Here is a 16,290-nt window from a genome sequence, read left to right on the forward strand (position 1 = left end):
CTTACGCCAGACGCGGGTTAACTTTATCTGCATCGATGTTGAATTTGGTGATTGCTTCCGCAACCACTTTCTTATCGATTTCGCCACGTTTAGCCAGTTCGCCCAGCGCTGCAACGACCACGTAAGAAGAGTCAACTTCGAAGTGGTGACGCAGGTTTTCGCGGCTGTCAGAGCGACCGAAGCCGTCGGTACCCAGTACGCGGTAATCATCAGCCGGTACATAAGTACGAACCTGCTCGGCGAACAGTTTCATATAGTCAGTAGATGCGACTGCCGGAGCGTCGTTCATCACCTGAGCGATGTACGGTACGCGTGGCGTTTCCATTGGGTGCAGCATGTTCCAGCGCTCACAATCCTGGCCATCACGTGCCAGTTCAGTGAAGGATGTTACGCTGTACACGTCAGAGCCAACGCCGTAGTCGTTCGCCAGGATCTGCGCTGCTTCACGTACGTGACGCAGGATAGAACCGGAGCCCAGCAGCTGAACTTTACCTTTGCTACCCGCGATGGTTTCGAGTTTGTAGATACCTTTACGGATACCTTCCTCGGCACCTGCTGGCATAGCCGGCATGTGGTAGTTTTCGTTCAGAGTGGTGATGTAGTAGTAAATGTTCTCTTGCGCTTCACCGTACATACGAACCAGACCGTCATGCATGATGACTGCCACTTCGTACGCGTAAGACGGGTCATAAGAGATACAGTTCGGGATAGTCAGAGACTGAATGTGGCTGTGACCATCTTCGTGCTGCAGACCTTCACCGTTCAGAGTCGTACGACCGGAAGTACCACCGACCAGGAAGCCGCGAGCCTGTTGGTCGCCAGCCTGCCAGCACAGGTCACCGATACGCTGGAAACCGAACATGGAGTAGTAGATGTAGAACGGAATCATCGGCAGGTTGTTGGTGCTGTAAGAGGTCGCAGCAGCCAGCCAGGATGCGCCTGCGCCCAGCTCGTTGATCCCTTCCTGCAGAATCTGGCCTTTCTCGTCTTCTTTGTAGTATGCAACCTGCTCACGGTCCTGCGGGGTGTACTGCTGGCCGTTCGGGCTGTAAATACCGATCTGACGGAACAGACCTTCCATACCGAAGGTACGCGCTTCATCGGCGATGATTGGAACCAGGCGGTCTTTGATCGACTTGTTCTTCAGCATCACGTTCAGGGCACGAACGAACGCGATAGTGGTAGAGATCTCTTTGTTCTGCTCTTCCAGCAGCTGGGAGAAGTCTTCCAGAACCGGCAGTTCCAGTTTCTCAGTGAAGTTCACCTGACGGGACGGCAGGTAGCCGTTCAGTTTCTGACGCTGTGCGTGCAGGTAGGTGTGTTCTTCAGAACCTTCCGGGAAGGTGATGTAAGAGAGGTTTTCAACCTGCTCGTCGGTGACAGGAACGTTGAAGCGGTCGCGGATATAACGCACGCCGTCCATGTTCATTTTCTTCACCTGGTGCGCAATGTTTTTACCTTCGGCGGTGTCACCCATGCCATAACCTTTGATGGTATGAGCCAGGATAACTGTTGCTTTGCCTTTGGTTTCTTGCGCGTTTTTCAGTGCTGCATAGACTTTCTTCGGATCGTGGCCGCCACGGTTCAGAGCCCAGATCTGATCGTCAGACCAGTCTGCAACCAGCGCTGCGGTTTCAGGGTATTTACCGAAGAAGTGCTCACGAACGTAGGCACCGTTTTTGGATTTGAAGGTCTGATAGTCGCCGTCAACGGTTTCGTTCATCAGCTGAATCAGTTTACCGCTGGTATCTTTACGCAGCAGCTCATCCCAACGACCGCCCCACATCACTTTAACGACGTTCCAGCCAGCACCGCTGAAGATGCCTTCCAGTTCGTTGATGATCTTGCCGTTGCCGGTTACCGGACCATCCAGACGCTGCAGGTTACAGTTGATGATGAAGCACAGGTTGTCCAGTTTCTCACGGGTAGCGATGGTGATCGCACCTTTAGATTCTGGCTCATCCATCTCGCCGTCGCCCAGGAAGGCGTAAACGGTCTGCTGAGAGGTATCTTTCAGGCCACGGTGTTCCAGATATTTCAGGAATTTAGCCTGGTAAATCGCACCGATTGGACCCAGACCCATAGAAACGGTCGGGAACTGCCAGAACTCAGGCATCAGTTTAGGGTGCGGGTAAGAAGACAGACCTTTACCGTGAACTTCCTGACGGAAGTTGTTCATCTGCTCTTCAGTCAGACGACCTTCCAGGAACGCACGTGCGTAAACGCCCGGAGAGATGTGGCCCTGGAAGTAAACCAGGTCGCCGCCGTCTTTCTCGGTGCGTGCGCGGAAGAAGTGGTTAAAGCACACTTCATAAACGGTCGCAGAAGACTGGAAGGAAGCCATGTGGCCGCCCAGCTCCAGGTCTTTCTTGGATGCGCGCAGAACGGTCATGATCGCGTTCCAGCGAATTGCAGAACGGATACGACGTTCCAGATCCAGATTGCCCGGGTATTCCGGTTCGTCTTCGACGGCAATCGTGTTTACGTAGTTGCTAGCCCCTGCACCTGAAGCTACTTTCACGCCACCTTTACGGGCTTCTGAAAGCAGCTGATCAATCAGATACTGAGCGCGCTCAACACCTTCTTCACGGATGACCGATTCGATCGCCTGTAGCCAGTCGCGAGTTTCGATCGGATCCACGTCATTTTGGAGACGTTCTGACATGGGGGTATTCCTTATCTATCTAATACGTTGATTTGTCTGGAACCTGTCCCATTGTGCTCTCAGCAAAGAACACAATAAGACAGGTTCTGCGTTTAGTTGCCGCGCTCTAAAAAAACTCTGGCGCTTAATCCTTTCGTTGCTGTATGCGGCGGAGTGAACGTTCTCTACGACTCTGTTCACGGCTGCGGTCCAGCAAGATTTCCTCAATGAAAGCCAGGTGACGGTGCGACGCTTCACGCGCCTGCTCCGGTTCCCCGGCCATTATCGCCTCGAATACACGGGTGCGATGATTGCTGACCAGCGGGAGCATCTCCCGGCGGGCGTACAACAATTCAAAATTTTGTCGAACATTCTGGGCCAGCATCGGCTCCATACAGCGAAGCAGGTGGAGAAGCACGACATTGTGCGCTGCTTCGGTGACGGCAATTTGATACTGGACGACGGCATTGGACTCGGCGTCGAGATCGCCTGACTGCTGTGCCCGTTCAATGGCCTGATGCAGCTCGCGAATACGCACGCGATCTTCATCATTGCTGCGCAGGGCCGCGTAATAAGCAGCGATACCTTCAAGCGCGTGACGGGTTTCAAGCAGGTCAAACTGGGATTCTGGGTGGTCAGACAAAAGCTCGACCAGCGGATCGCTGAAGCTCTGCCACAGGCTATTTTGCACAAACGTTCCACCGCCCTGACGACGAAGCAGCAAGCCCTTCGCTTCGAGACGTTGAATCGCCTCACGCAGAGAGGGACGGGAAACGTCGAACTGTTTTGCCAGCTCGCGTTCAGGCGGGAGTTTTTCACCGGGGCGCAGAGTCCCTTCGAGGATTAAAAACTCCAGCTGCTGCTCTATCACATCCGATAGTTTTGGTTGGCGAATTTTGCTGTAGGCCATATTCCCTGTCTTACGCCTTTTTGCCCGGAGTAAATTGGTCTTACCAATTTCATGTTCGTATCGCTAAAGTAACAAAGTATTCACCTTCTGTCCATATTGGTTTTGATTGAAATCAGTAAACCCTGCACATTTTAACAACCTTACAGAAATAACGTTTCAGAAATGTAACTTTGCACAAATGAACTGGTTACCACTAAAAAGGTAGTTTTAACCTTATTGAAACGAGGGGATTTGCAATCTGAAGCGATTCAACAAGGTAAATAATGAAAATTCGCCCACTTATGGAGCATTTTTATTCTATAGATGGGGTGAGGGAGCGACGCGCACGCATTTACAAATGCTTTCTTTTTATTCAAGCGATCGACATCCCTTCATAAAGCAGGTGCATTCGCTGGCGCTTACCACTATTCTTGCGTCAACGGAAGCCATCTCCGCTTTTTTCGGTCAACTTCACCGTAAAGAAATAAATACAGAAAATGGACTTTCATAATTACACACGCCCGAGCGTGAACATAACAACCACACACGAGGTTTCAAATGGAAGCTCAACAGCATGGCGATCAGCTAAAGCGCGGCCTTAAAAACCGCCATATACAGCTCATCGCGTTGGGTGGCGCTATCGGTACCGGCCTGTTTCTGGGCAGCGCATCCGTCATTCAGTCGGCAGGTCCGGGGATTATTCTGGGCTATGCCATCGCGGGCTTTATCGCCTTCCTTATTATGCGCCAGCTCGGTGAAATGGTGGTTGAAGAGCCTGTAGCCGGCTCCTTCAGCCACTTTGCCTATAAGTACTGGGGCGGCTTTGCCGGTTTCGCGTCGGGCTGGAACTACTGGGTCCTGTACGTTCTGGTTGCCATGGCTGAGCTGACCGCCGTCGGGAAATACATCCAGTTCTGGTATCCGGAGATCCCAACCTGGGCATCAGCAGCGGCTTTCTTCGTGATCATCAACGCCATCAACCTGACCAACGTCAAAGTGTTTGGTGAGATGGAGTTCTGGTTCGCGATTATCAAAGTGATCGCGGTTGTGGCGATGATCATCTTCGGCGGCTGGCTGCTGTTCAGCGGCAACGGTGGCCCGCAGGCGACCGTACGCAACCTGTGGGAACAAGGCGGGTTCTTGCCTCACGGCATGACCGGGCTGGTAATGATGATGGCGATCATTATGTTCTCGTTTGGTGGGCTTGAGCTGGTGGGGATTACCGCCGCCGAAGCCGATAACCCTGAGCAGAGCATCCCGAAAGCCACCAACCAGGTTATCTACCGTATTCTAATCTTCTATGTGGGTTCACTGGCGGTTCTGCTCTCCCTGCTGCCGTGGACGCGCGTCACCGCTGACACCAGCCCGTTTGTCCTGATCTTCCATGAACTGGGCGATACCTTCGTGGCAAACGCGCTGAACATCGTGGTGCTGACCGCGGCGCTGTCCGTCTATAACAGCTGCGTCTACTGCAACAGCCGTATGCTGTTCGGTCTGGCACAGCAGGGTAACGCTCCGAAAGCCCTGCTGAACGTCGACAAACGCGGCGTGCCGGTGAACTCCATTATGGTGTCCGCAGTGGTGACCGCCCTGTGCGTGCTGATTAACTATCTGGCACCGGAATCTGCATTCGGTCTGCTGATGGCGCTGGTCGTGTCCGCACTGGTGATCAACTGGGCGATGATTAGCCTGGCGCACATTAAGTTCCGCCGCGCGAAACAGCAGCAAGGCGTGAAAACGCGCTTCCCTGCCCTGTTCTATCCGCTGGGAAACTGGGTGTGCCTGATCTTTATGGCGGCGGTGCTGGTGATCATGCTGATGACCCCTGGCATGGCGATCTCCGTGTATCTCATTCCTGTGTGGATTGTGATCCTCGGCGTGGGCTATCTGTTTAAACAGAAAAATGCCAAAACCGTAAAAGCGCATTAATCTCTTCTCGCTCTGTGCCGAATGCGGCACAGAGCGTGTTACCTGCCTCACAAATTCTCACCAACAGCCAAATCATCCATATCACCGCCCTGATACTGCAACGCAAATATTCATTTGCCAGCGAATAATTCTCTCCATACCGAAACCCGGAGAGCTGTCGATGGATAACAATAAACTGTCTGTAAAAGAAAAGATCGGCTATGGCATGGGCGACGCGGGATGTAACATCATCTTCGGCGCCATTATGTTGTTTGTTAACTACTTTTATACGGATATCTTTGGGCTCGCCCCCGCTCTGGTAGGGGTGCTATTGCTGTCAGTGAGGGTGATTGACGCCATCACAGACCCTATCATGGGAGCCATTGCCGACCGTACCCGCAGTAAATATGGGCGATTTCGTCCATGGCTGCTGTGGATCGCCTTCCCGTATGCCCTGTTCAGTATTCTGATGTTCACCACACCAGAGTGGACGTACAACAGCAAAGTTATCTATGCGTTTGTCACCTATTTCCTGCTGTCACTCACCTACACCGCAATCAATATCCCTTACTGCTCGCTGGGCGGGGTAATCACTAACGACCCGAAAGAGCGCGTGGCCTGCCAGTCGTATCGCTTTGTCATGGTAGGGATTGCGACGCTGCTGCTCTCCTTAACCCTGCTGCCGATGGTGGAGTATTTTGGCGGTGATAACAAAGCCAAAGGCTATCAAATGGCGATGACCGTGCTGGCGCTGATTGGCACCTGCATGTTCCTGTTTAGTTTCTCAACCGTACGGGAACGTATTCGCCCTGCCGTACAGACGAATGACGAACTGAAAAACGATCTCAAGGATGTGTGGAAGAACGATCAGTGGGTGCGCATTCTGCTGCTGACGATCTGTAACGTCTGCCCTGGCTTTATTCGCATGGCGGCGACCATGTACTACGTCACCTGGGTAATGGGACAGAGCACCCATTTCGCCACGCTGTTTATCAGTCTCGGCGTGGTGGGCATGATGCTCGGTAGCATCCTCGCCAAACCCCTGACCGACCGCTGGTGTAAGCTGAAAGTCTTCTTCTGGACTAATATCGCCCTGGCCATTTTCTCCAGCGCGTTCTACTTCTTCGATCCAAAAGCCACCACCACCATCGTGGTGCTCTACTTCCTGCTCAACGTGTTGCATCAGATCCCTTCCCCGCTGCACTGGTCGCTGATGGCCGACGTGGACGACTACGGCGAGTGGAAAACCGGTAAACGCATCACCGGGATCAGCTTCTCCGGCAACATTTTCTTCCTCAAGCTGGGTCTGGCGATTGCTGGTGCGATGGTCGGATTCTTGCTCTCCTGGTACGGTTACGATGCGGGAGCCAAAGCGCAAAGCGCCGATGCCATCAACGGGATCGTCCTGCTGTTCACCCTGATTCCGGGCGTCGGTTATCTGATCACCGCGGGTGTGGTTCGTCTGCTGAAGGTCGATCGTGAACTGATGAAGCAGATTCAGGAAGATCTGGAGAAACGCCGCATAAACTATCGCGAGCTGAATGATTACCAGGAACTCAAAGCCGCTGAAACCAAATAAGGAAAGCCCAATGCGTCACTGGCCCAATCCCTTTATCGAACAACGTGCCGATCCGTTTATTTTGCATCACGAGGGGCAGTACTACTTTATCGCTTCTGTGCCAGAGTACGACAGGCTGGCGATTCGCCGCGCCGACTCGCTGGAAGCGTTACGCCACGCACCCGAAGTGGTGGTCTGGCGTAAGCCAGAGAGCGGCCCGATGAGCGAGCTTATCTGGGCGCCGGAGCTGCATCACATCGACGGCAAATGGTACATCTACTTTGCCGCCGCGCACACGAAAGCGCTCGATCAGCTCAATATGTTCCAGCACCGGATGTACGCGCTGGAATGCGCCGATAGCGATCCACTGAACGGGAAATGGGTTGAAAAAGGGCAGATAACGACGCCGTTTGATACCTTTGCCCTCGATGCCACGACCTTTGTTCATCAGGGCAAACGCTGGTATCTGTGGGCACAAAAAGCGCCGGATATCTCAGGGAACTCTAATCTCTATCTCTGCGAGATGGAAAACCCGTGGACGCTGACGGGTGCGCCCGTCCTGCTCAGCAAACCCGAGTATGACTGGGAGTGCCGCGGATTCTGGGTCAACGAAGGCCCGGCGGTGCTGGAGCACGGAGACAGGCTGTTTATCAGCTACTCTGCCAGCGCGACGGATGAGAATTACTGCATGGGGCTGCTGTGGATTGATAAAAGCGCTGACCTGCGTAACCCCGCCAACTGGCATAAAGCGCCGCGCCCGGTGTTTACCACAAGCTATGAAAATCGTCAGTACGGACCTGGGCATAACAGCTTTACGCAAACGCCGGACGGCGAGGACGTGCTGGTGTATCACGCGCGCAACTACACCGAAATCGAGGGCGATCCGCTGTACGATCCGAACCGTCACACCCGCCTGAAGCTTGTCCACTGGAACGAAAACGGGATGCCAGAGTTTGGCATCCCGCCTGCGGATACTGAGTGAGACGTGCGGTGCGCTGGCTTACACCAGCGTACCGTAAATCGTCAGAAGCGCCACCAGAACCACAATCACAAATGAGGTTTTCTTCGCCATCGATACCGCCGCTTTCGGGGTTTCGACTTTGTCTGTGTGCGGCTCACGCGCCAGGGAGAACTGCGCCAGACGCGTCAGCACCTGATACTGAGAGGTATGTCGATCGGCCAGTGACGCAAACCAGGCCGGAAGCGCCTTCTCACCGTGACCAATAAGCGCATATACCACGCCGACCAGGCGAACCGGCAGCCAGTCCAGCACATGTAAAATCGCATCGATTCCTGACAGCAGACGCTCATGCGGCGTCAAATAGCGGGCAAGCCAGGTTTGCCAGGCGCGCAGGAACGCATATCCCATCAGGAACACCGGTCCCCATGGGCCGCCGACAACAAACCAGAACAGCGGCGCGAGATAATAGCGGAAGTTAATCCACAGCAGCGCATTTTGCAGCTCGCGCAGGTAATCGCGCTCGTTGCAGTCCGGCGGCACACCGTGGATGAGCGTCAATTCGCTTGCCATCGCGCCACGCGCGTGGCTGTCGTCTCGGGATGCGGCTTTCAGATAGGCGTGATAGTGCAACCGCACCTTTCCGGCACCGATGCACAGCACGCCGAGCAGGATCCACACCACCAGCAGCGGCACGTTGAAAAAGAGGCCATGCAGCGCACGCAGCAGCAGATACACCACGCACATTACCACCGCGGTCATCAGCAGGGTGCGCAGCATCGAGAAATGTTTAATCCGGCGGAACAGCACTTCCATCCGATGATCCAAATGCCAGTGTTCGCCCAGTTTGAACAACCGTTCAGCGATCATCACCAGCAGCATGGTAAACAACGTCATGTCATCTCCTTATCTGACGAAGCGGTAAGCATGGCGCGAAACCGGGACCAGTCAAACGCCGGACCAGGATCGGTTTTTCTCACTGGCGCAATATCGCTATGCCCGGTGATGTTATCAGCAATTCTTGGGTACAACGCGGTGAGTTCACGCGTCACCGCCACCAGCGCCTGATACTGCGCATCCGTGTAAGGCGTTGTGTCCGTCCCTTCCAGCTCAATACCAATCGAAAAATCGTTGCAGCGTTCACGCCCCTGGTACACCGACACCCCTGCATGCCATGCGCGTTTATCGAAAGGAACATACTGGACGATTTCACCGTCGCGGCGAATCAGACAATGAGCAGAAACGCGCAGGTGCGCAATCTCAGCAAAAAAAGGATGGGCATCGGGATCGATTGTTCCGGTGAATAATGCATCGATCCACGGACCACCAAATTCACCCGGCGGCAGGCTAATATTGTGGACTACCAGCAGTGAGGGCGTTTCATCCTCCGGGCGGCAATCATGGTGTGGCGACGGTACGTGCCGCGCATCAACCAGCCATCCATCTTGTAACTGCATGCTGGCTCTCCTTATATATGGTGCAGATTCTCGGTTCAGAGTAGCATGTTTCAATCTTATGATTCGTTACCAATTTGGAGTTTTATCATGCCGCCTCGCCGTTATAACCCCGACCACCGACGTGACGCGCTTCTGGAACGTATTAACCTCGATATCCCGGCAAGCGTCGCCCATGCGCTGCGCGAAGATCTGGGCGGCGAGGTCAATGCGGACAACGATATTACCGCACAATTATTGCCAAAAGAGACGCGCTCCCACGCGGTGATCATCACCCGCGAAGACGGCGTGTTCTGCGGCAAACGCTGGGTTGAGGAGGTCTTTACCCAGCTCGCCGGCGATGACGTTCAGATAACCTGGCATGTTCAGGATGGCGACAGCATTAGCGCCAATCAGCCCCTTTTTGAACTCGACGGCCCTTCCCGCGTGCTGTTAACGGGTGAGCGTACCGCGCTGAACTTCGTTCAGACATTATCCGGCGTCGCGAGCGCCGTTCGTCGCTACGTCGACCTGCTCGAAGGCACCAAAACCCAACTGCTGGATACCCGAAAAACGCTGCCCGGACTGCGTACGGCACTGAAATACGCGGTGCTGTGCGGTGGTGGAGCGAACCATCGTCTGGGGTTATCCGATGCCTTCCTGATTAAAGAGAACCACATTATTGCGTCTGGCTCTGTGCGCCAGGCGGTCGAAAAAGCCTTCTGGCTGCACCCGGACGTCCCTGTCGAGGTTGAAGTCGAAAACCTCGAAGAGCTGGATGCCGCGCTGAAAGCCGGAGCCGATATCATCATGCTCGATAACTTCGAGACGGAACAGATGCGTGAAGCGGTCAAACGCACCAACGGCCAGGCGCAGCTTGAAGTGTCGGGCAACGTGACGCATGAAACCCTGCGCGAATTCGCTGAAACCGGCGTGGATTTCATCTCCGTCGGTGCACTCACCAAGCATGTGCAGGCCCTTGACCTCTCGATGCGTTTCAACTAATACGCGACTCTTCCCCCTCTCATGCCAGAGAGGGGGAAGAAAATTCCGTGATTACGACCCTTCTCGCAAAACTCTGATGCTCTCCTGCAACCGCGTCAAATTTCTCTGAATCCCCTTTCACAATTCTCTTTTTGCTCCTCGTGTTTGTTTTTTGCCGCTGCCACAGTGGCGCCACGAAACTCAAGGAGCAGATATGAACAGACAACATGGATTTACCCTCATTGAACTGATGGTGGTGATTGGCATCATCGCTATTCTGAGCGCCATCGGCGTGCCGGCGTACCAAAACTATCTGCGCAAAGCCGCACTGACCGACATGCTGCAAACTTTTGTCCCCTACCGCACGGCGATTGAGCTTTGCGCGCTCGATCATGGCGGTGTCGGGACCTGCGATGGCGGAACTAACGGCATTCCCTCGCCCACGACAACGCGCTATGTCTCTGCCATGAGCATTGCCAAAGGCGCAGTGGCACTCACCGGCCAGGAGAGTCTGAACGGACTTGAAGTGGTTTTAGCCCCACTCTGGAGCGATGGCGACGGCATTACCGGCTGGACGCGTGATTGCAACATTGCAAACGACAGCACTCTTCAACAAGCGTGTGAAGACGTTTTCCGCTTCGACAGCAAATAACAGGGGGCGGAACATGAATTCAGAACAACTGAGACTGCTATGTCAGCGACATCATGCGCTGCTGCTGACCAGCAATGACGAGATGGTCAGCATTGCCGTGGTGGACACACCGGCATCCCAAATGATGGAAGCCCTGCGCTTCGCGACGCAAAAGCGAATCGACATTGAATGCTGGACCAAAGAGCGGATGGAGAAGTACCAGCAGTCGTCATCGCCGTCAAACTTGCCGGTTGTGACTCCCATTGCCAGTTCTGCTGTCGATATTCTTAACCGCACGCTTCTGCAGGCGCTCAGTCAGCGCGCCTCGGATATTCACATTGAGCCTGCCGAAGACGCCTGGCAAATCCGCTTACGTATTGATGGCGTGCTTTATCCACAGCCTCCGCTGGCGGCAGCGCTGGCAACCACCCTGATTGCTCGCTTAAAGGTGCTGGGCGATCTGGATATCGCCGAGCGCCGCCTGCCGCAGGATGGGCAGTTTACCGTTGAACTGGCGGGGGCCTCGGTCTCTTTTCGCATCGCGACCCTCCCCTGCCGGGGTGGTGAAAAAATCGTGCTGCGTTTGCTGCATCAGGTGCAGCAGGCTCTGCAGCTTGACGCATTAGGTATGACAGACGCCCAGCGCAGGCTATTTGCCGAGGCGCTCAACCATCCGCAGGGGTTATTGTTGGTCACCGGCCCGACCGGCAGCGGGAAAACTGTCACGCTCTATAGCGCGCTTCAGGCCCGAAACGCGGAGGATGTGAATATTTGCAGCGTTGAAGATCCGATTGAGATCCCCCTCGTAGGGCTGAACCAGACGCAAATCAACCCGCGTGCGGGCCTGACGTTTCAAACGGTGTTGCGGGCACTATTGCGCCAGGATCCGGACATCATCATGGTGGGTGAGATCCGCGACGGTGAAACGGCAGAAATCGCTATCAAAGCCGCGCAGACGGGCCATTTAGTGCTCTCCACGCTGCATACAAATTCCACGACAGAGACCCTGATCCGTCTTCAGCAAATGGGGGTTGCCCGCTGGATGGTCTCTTCTGCTCTGACGCTGGTCATTGCACAAAGGCTGGTACGCCGCCTCTGCCCCCATTGTCGAAAAGAGAGCTACCAGGAGGCGAGACTCCCTAAAACAGTCTGGCCACGCAAGCTACCGCACTGGCAGCCGGTGGGCTGTGACCGTTGCTATCACGGATTTTATGGCCGCGTTGCTCTGTTTGAAGTGCTGCCAGTGAACAATGATATCCGCCAGGCTATCGCCAGTGGTGCATCAATTGAAGAGATCGAAAAAACAGCCCGACGAACGGGTATGACCACGCTATTTGAACACGGGTGCCTGGCCGTAGAGCGTGGGCACACCACGCTCGAAGAGCTACTTCGCGTACTGGGGATGCCTGATGGCTGTTAAATATCTCTGGCGCTGGCGCGCGCTCACGGTTGAGGGGGAACTGCAGCAGGGCACACTTTGGGCTGCCGATCGCGAGTCGGCCTGGGGTCAGCTGTCGCAAAAGGCGCTCTGTCCGCTGACCTTGAAGCGCAATCTTATGCAGCAAAAATGGCAGACACAGCACTGTTATGAAATATTCCGACAGCTTGCTGCCCTGCTTCAGGCTGGACTGACGCTCGCCTGGAGCCTGCAAATGTTGGCCGAGCAGCATCCCGTTAAGCAGTGGCAGGCGCTACTGGCCAGTCTGGCAGATGATCTCAGCGCGGGCTGTGCATTCTCCGACGCCCTAAAGAAATGGCCGGAGGTGTTTTCTCCGCTCTATGTTTCGATGATGAAAACCGGTGAACTCACCGGAAAACTGGAAGAGTGCTGCCGCGAGTTAGCACAGCAGCAGCAATCACAGCAGCAACTTAGCGCGAAAGTAAAAAAGGCCCTGCGATACCCCACGATCATTTTGGCCCTCGCCGTTGTCGTGGTGATGGCAATGGTCACGCTGGTATTGCCCGAGTTTGCTGCTATCTATAAGACGTTTAATACGCCCTTACCGCTGCTCACAAAGCTGGTTATCGGGTTTGCTGACTTTGTTGGTCAGCATCTCACCGCGCTGATATGCCTCGGGCTGTGCCCGGTGCTCGTCATGCGTTTCCTAAGGCGGCATGAAGGCTGGCAGCGTTTTCATCAGAGATTTGGGTTGCGCGTGCCCATTATGGGCTCGCTGATTCGTGGGCAAAAGCTGAGCCAAATATTTACCGTGTTATCGCTGACACAGCAGGCAGGCATCGCTTTTTTACAAGGACTGGAAAGCGCCCAGGAGTCGGTCGAGGGGGTGTTCTGGCAAGAGGTGCTGCGGGATGTCAGGGAGCGTGTGGTGCAGGGGGCACCTATCTGGTCGTCGCTGAGTGGCGCAGGAGTTTTCACCCCATTATGCATCCAGCTGGTGCGAACGGGTGAGGTCTCTGGAGCCCTGGATATGATGCTGACCAATCTGGCGCGTCATCATAACGAGCAGACGTTTCAGCACGCGGATAATCTGGCGTCGCTGTTAGAACCGCTGCTATTGATTGTGACGGGAGTGATAATCGGAACGTTGGTGGTGGCGATGTATCTGCCCATTTTCCATCTGGGGGACGCCATGAGTGCGGGATAGCGCTGGCACGCAGGTGCGCACCAGCGACAAAGCGATTACAGGCTATTGAAAACGCGGTTTTCTTGTTCCTGAACGCGGATAAAGGTAGTGCGTTTGGTCAGCTCTTTCAGGCGTGATGCGCCGACATACGTGCATGCAGAACGCAGCCCACCCAGAACGTCGCGAGCGGTATTTTCGACCGGGCCGCGCAGAGCCAGTTTCACGGTTTTGCCTTCTGCTGCACGGTACTGTGCAACGCCGCCAACGTGGCGGTTCATGGCCGATTCAGAGCTCATACCGTAGAACAGCATGAATTTCTCGCCGTTTTCTTCAACCACAGCGCCACCGCTCTCTTCGTGCCCTGCCAGCATACCGCCCAGCATCACGAAATCAGCGCCGCCGCCAAAGGCTTTCGCCACATCGCCAGGGGTGGTGCAGCCACCGTCGCTGATGATCTGACCGCCCAGACCGTGGGCCGCATCGGCACACTCAATCACAGCGGACAGCTGTGGATAGCCAACACCTGTTTTAACACGCGTGGTGCAAACAGAGCCTGGACCGATACCGACTTTCACGATATCTGCACCAGACAGAATCAGCTCTTCGCACATCTCGCCGGTCACGACGTTACCCGCAATGATGGTTTTGGTCGGCCAGGCTGCACGCGCTTTGCTGACGAACTGAACAAAATGCTCGGAATAGCCATTCGCAACGTCGATGCAGACAAAATTAAACTCGGGATTTGCGACCAGGATTTGTTTGGTTTTTTCGAAATCCGCATCGGAGGTACCGGTAGATACCATGATGTGTTTCTTCACATCATCAGACGCTGAAGCGGCAAAAGCGCTCCACTCTTCAATGCTGTAATGCTTATGCACCGCAGTCAGAATATCGAAAGTCGCCAGCGCGGTAGCCATAGCAAAGGTACCGACGGTATCCATATTAGCGGCAATAACAGGCACGCCAGACCAGGTCTGACCGGAATGCTTAAAGGTGAATTGACGTTCGAGTTCAACGTCTGAGCGGCTTTTCAGCGTAGAGCGTTTAGGGCGGATGAGAACGTCTTTGAAACCTAACTTCAGATCTTCTTCGATACGCATGTGCGGATTCCTGGGGTTAGAGGCAAATATGTTAAAAGCACAACTCCAGTGACGTTATCATACGCACTAATACGTGCTCCGCAAGACTGCGAATTTCTCTTTTTTTACGCTACAATCCTATAAATTTACCTGGTCAAAAGCAGGTAAACAGAATTAACCATTCGCTACTGTAAGTTCAATTTCTAAGCAGCTGATTTTAAAAATGAATAATTCCCAGGATCTGATTTAATGGGGTACGTCGTAGCGTTAACGGGCGGTATTGGCAGTGGCAAAAGCACCGTGGCCAATGCTTTTTCACGTCGGGGTATCGCGATTATTGATGCGGATATTATTGCCCGTCAGGTGGTAGAGCCTCATACACCCGGCCTCAATGCGATTGCCGGGCATTTCGGACATCACATCATCAATGCCGATGGCACATTGAACAGACGCCTGCTGCGTGAGCGTATCTTTGCGCAGCCCGCTGAGAAAACCTGGCTCAATGCTCTCCTGCACCCCATGATTCACCAGGAAACTCAGCGCCAGATCGCTGCGTCCACATCACCTTATGTGCTATGGGTTGTTCCTTTGCTCGTTGAAAATCAGCTGCAGCATAAAGCCGATCGTGTTCTGGTCGTCGATGTATCACCTGAGACACAGCTTCAGCGTACGATGCTGCGCGATAATGTCACTCGTCAGCACGCTGAACAAATTCTTGCTGCGCAGGCAACGCGTGAAGCGCGCCTTGCCGTCGCAGATGATGTTATTGATAATGATGGCGCACCCGACACAATTGAATCGGATGTTGCCCGCCTGCACGCCCAGTATCTGATCTACGCGGCGCAGGCCGTAGCACAGGAAAAACCATAATGAATACGCACATCCTTTTTGAGCACCCACTCAATGAAAAAATGCGCACCTGGTTGCGTATAGAATTTCTCATTCAGCAGATGTCGCACCATCGTCCTATCGCCGATCACGCTACGGCGCTGCATTTTTTTCGCAATGTCGGGGATCTGCTGGATGTCATTGAGCGCGGTGACGTTCGTACCGAATTACTGAAAGAACTTGAGCGCCAGCAGCGTAAACTGCAGGCCTGGACTGAAGTCCCCGGTGTCGATCAGAGCCGCATTGACTCCCTGCGTCTTCAGCTGAAACAAAGCAGTAGCATTCTGATGGCCGCACCACGCGTGGGGCAGTTTCTGCGCGAAGATCGCCTGATTGCCCTGGTGCGCCAGCGTCTGAGCATTCCGGGTGGCTGTTGCAGTTTCGACCTGCCAACGTTGCACATGTGGCTGCATATGCAGCAAGAACAACGCGATGCACAGGTGACGAGCTGGATGGAAAGTCTGGAGCCAATGAATCAGGCGCTGACGCTGATCCTCGATCTCGTGCGCCACTCATCGCCGTTTCGCAAGCAGACCAGCCTTAACGGTTTTTACCAGGACAACGGCGACGATGCCGATCTGCTGCGTCTGAATATTGCGCTCGGCGAGCAGCTTTATCCGCAGATTTCAGGGCATAAAAGCCGCTTTGCGATTCGCTTTATGCCGCTGGACAGTGAAAATGGCACCGTGCCAGAACGTCTCGATTTCGAACTGGCTTGTTGCTAAGGAGTATT

General features: G+C 54.3%; 14 protein-coding genes. 9 read left to right on the forward strand and 5 right to left on the reverse strand.

The annotated features are described in order from the left end of the window. Position 1: 1 nt before the first annotated feature. Both aceE and pdhR read right to left on the reverse strand, forming a co-directional pair. Positions 2–2,665 carry a pyruvate dehydrogenase (acetyl-transferring), homodimeric type gene (gene aceE / locus ABIE11_RS14115; RefSeq protein WP_100777601.1) on the reverse strand — a complete coding sequence of 888 codons (2,664 nt, stop codon included), beginning with the start codon at positions 2,663–2,665 and terminating at the stop codon, positions 2–4. 124 nt (positions 2,666–2,789) lie between these two features. Further along, positions 2,790–3,554 (reverse strand): pyruvate dehydrogenase complex transcriptional repressor PdhR, encoded by a 765-nt coding sequence (pdhR, locus tag ABIE11_RS14120; protein WP_100777602.1) that lies wholly within the window; start codon positions 3,552–3,554, stop codon positions 2,790–2,792. 537 nt (positions 3,555–4,091) lie between these two features. Between pdhR and aroP the strand changes: the two genes are divergently transcribed. From aroP to ABIE11_RS14135, 3 genes are all read left to right on the forward strand, one after another. Then, on the forward strand, positions 4,092–5,462 hold the full coding sequence (gene aroP, locus ABIE11_RS14125; RefSeq protein WP_100777603.1) for an aromatic amino acid transporter AroP: 1,371 nt from the start codon (positions 4,092–4,094) through the stop codon (positions 5,460–5,462). Positions 5,463–5,622: 160 nt separating this feature from the next. Continuing rightward, positions 5,623–7,020, forward strand: a complete 1,398-nt coding sequence (locus tag ABIE11_RS14130) for a glycoside-pentoside-hexuronide (GPH):cation symporter (RefSeq protein ID WP_100777604.1) — start codon at positions 5,623–5,625, stop codon at positions 7,018–7,020. A 10-nt stretch (positions 7,021–7,030) separates the two neighbouring features. Further along, complete coding sequence (locus tag ABIE11_RS14135; protein ID WP_429184742.1) at positions 7,031–7,981, forward strand: glycoside hydrolase family 43 protein; 951 nt, start codon at positions 7,031–7,033, stop codon at positions 7,979–7,981. Positions 7,982–7,999: 18 nt separating this feature from the next. Here the strand turns inward: ABIE11_RS14135 and ampE are convergent, their stop codons facing one another. Both ampE and ampD read right to left on the reverse strand, forming a co-directional pair. Then, positions 8,000–8,854, reverse strand: coding sequence for a beta-lactamase regulator AmpE (gene ampE, locus ABIE11_RS14140; protein ID WP_100777606.1), 855 nt, complete (start codon positions 8,852–8,854; stop codon positions 8,000–8,002). Next, the gene (gene ampD / locus ABIE11_RS14145) at positions 8,851–9,414 is read right to left on the reverse strand and encodes a 1,6-anhydro-N-acetylmuramyl-L-alanine amidase AmpD (RefSeq protein ID WP_129035418.1); all 564 of its coding nucleotides are present in this window, start codon (positions 9,412–9,414) and stop codon (positions 8,851–8,853) included. Before ampD ends, ampE begins: the two co-directional genes overlap by 4 nt. 87 nt (positions 9,415–9,501) lie before the next feature. Here ampD and nadC point away from each other — a divergent pair, with 87 nt between their 5' ends. The 4 genes from nadC to hofC all read left to right on the forward strand — a co-directional run bounded on the left by nadC (position 9,502) and on the right by hofC (position 13,611). Next, positions 9,502–10,395, forward strand: a complete 894-nt coding sequence (gene nadC / locus ABIE11_RS14150) for a carboxylating nicotinate-nucleotide diphosphorylase (RefSeq protein ID WP_429184743.1) — start codon at positions 9,502–9,504, stop codon at positions 10,393–10,395. A 193-nt stretch (positions 10,396–10,588) separates the two neighbouring features. After that, positions 10,589–11,026 (forward strand): prepilin peptidase-dependent pilin, encoded by a 438-nt coding sequence (ppdD, locus tag ABIE11_RS14155; protein WP_107702249.1) that lies wholly within the window; start codon positions 10,589–10,591, stop codon positions 11,024–11,026. A gap of 13 nt (positions 11,027–11,039) precedes the next feature. After that, positions 11,040–12,425, forward strand: a complete 1,386-nt coding sequence (gene gspE, locus ABIE11_RS14160; protein ID WP_429184744.1) for a type II secretion system protein GspE — start codon at positions 11,040–11,042, stop codon at positions 12,423–12,425. Next, entirely contained in the window at positions 12,415–13,611 is a 1,197-nt protein-coding gene (hofC, locus tag ABIE11_RS14165) for a protein transport protein HofC (protein ID WP_429184745.1), read from the forward strand. The genes gspE and hofC overlap by 11 nt, the downstream gene beginning before the upstream one ends. 35 nt (positions 13,612–13,646) lie before the next feature. On the opposite strand, the gene ABIE11_RS14170 is transcribed toward hofC, so the two are convergent. After that, positions 13,647–14,690: a GMP reductase gene (locus ABIE11_RS14170; RefSeq protein WP_100777612.1), complete on the reverse strand. Its 1,044-nt coding sequence runs from the start codon at positions 14,688–14,690 to the stop codon at positions 13,647–13,649. Between the two features lie 228 nt (positions 14,691–14,918). Between ABIE11_RS14170 and coaE the strand changes: the two genes are divergently transcribed. Both coaE and zapD read left to right on the forward strand, forming a co-directional pair. Continuing rightward, positions 14,919–15,539 carry a dephospho-CoA kinase gene (coaE, locus tag ABIE11_RS14175; RefSeq protein WP_107702252.1) on the forward strand — a complete coding sequence of 207 codons (621 nt, stop codon included), beginning with the start codon at positions 14,919–14,921 and terminating at the stop codon, positions 15,537–15,539. After that, positions 15,539–16,282 carry a cell division protein ZapD gene (gene zapD, locus ABIE11_RS14180; RefSeq protein WP_194512709.1) on the forward strand — a complete coding sequence of 248 codons (744 nt, stop codon included), beginning with the start codon at positions 15,539–15,541 and terminating at the stop codon, positions 16,280–16,282. Before coaE ends, zapD begins: the two co-directional genes overlap by 1 nt. Positions 16,283–16,290: the final 8 nt, after the last annotated feature.

It is taken from the genome of Lelliottia sp. 489 (assembly GCF_050435885.1).
In the GTDB taxonomy this organism is placed as follows: Bacteria; Pseudomonadota; Gammaproteobacteria; order Enterobacterales; family Enterobacteriaceae; genus Enterobacter; species Enterobacter nimipressuralis.

Excerpts from the sequence above, each read along its gene's own strand:
- ampD (WP_129035418.1), bottom strand. The coding sequence starts at position 9,414 with ATGCAGTTACAAGATGGATGGCTGGTTGATGCGCGGCACGTACCGTCG.
- gspE (WP_429184744.1), top strand. The coding sequence starts at position 11,040 with ATGAATTCAGAACAACTGAGACTGCTATGTCAGCGACATCATGCGCTG.
- aceE (WP_100777601.1), bottom strand. The coding sequence starts at position 2,665 with ATGTCAGAACGTCTCCAAAATGACGTGGATCCGATCGAAACTCGCGAC.
- nadC (WP_429184743.1), top strand. The coding sequence starts at position 9,502 with ATGCCGCCTCGCCGTTATAACCCCGACCACCGACGTGACGCGCTTCTG.
- ABIE11_RS14170 (WP_100777612.1), bottom strand. The coding sequence starts at position 14,690 with ATGCGTATCGAAGAAGATCTGAAGTTAGGTTTCAAAGACGTTCTCATC.
- hofC (WP_429184745.1), top strand. The coding sequence starts at position 12,415 with ATGGCTGTTAAATATCTCTGGCGCTGGCGCGCGCTCACGGTTGAGGGG.
- ppdD (WP_107702249.1), top strand. The coding sequence starts at position 10,589 with ATGAACAGACAACATGGATTTACCCTCATTGAACTGATGGTGGTGATT.
- coaE (WP_107702252.1), top strand. The coding sequence starts at position 14,919 with ATGGGGTACGTCGTAGCGTTAACGGGCGGTATTGGCAGTGGCAAAAGC.
- aroP (WP_100777603.1), top strand. The coding sequence starts at position 4,092 with ATGGAAGCTCAACAGCATGGCGATCAGCTAAAGCGCGGCCTTAAAAAC.
- ampE (WP_100777606.1), bottom strand. The coding sequence starts at position 8,854 with ATGACGTTGTTTACCATGCTGCTGGTGATGATCGCTGAACGGTTGTTC.
- ABIE11_RS14135 (WP_429184742.1), top strand. The coding sequence starts at position 7,031 with ATGCGTCACTGGCCCAATCCCTTTATCGAACAACGTGCCGATCCGTTT.
- ABIE11_RS14130 (WP_100777604.1), top strand. The coding sequence starts at position 5,623 with ATGGATAACAATAAACTGTCTGTAAAAGAAAAGATCGGCTATGGCATG.
- zapD (WP_194512709.1), top strand. The coding sequence starts at position 15,539 with ATGAATACGCACATCCTTTTTGAGCACCCACTCAATGAAAAAATGCGC.
- pdhR (WP_100777602.1), bottom strand. The coding sequence starts at position 3,554 with ATGGCCTACAGCAAAATTCGCCAACCAAAACTATCGGATGTGATAGAG.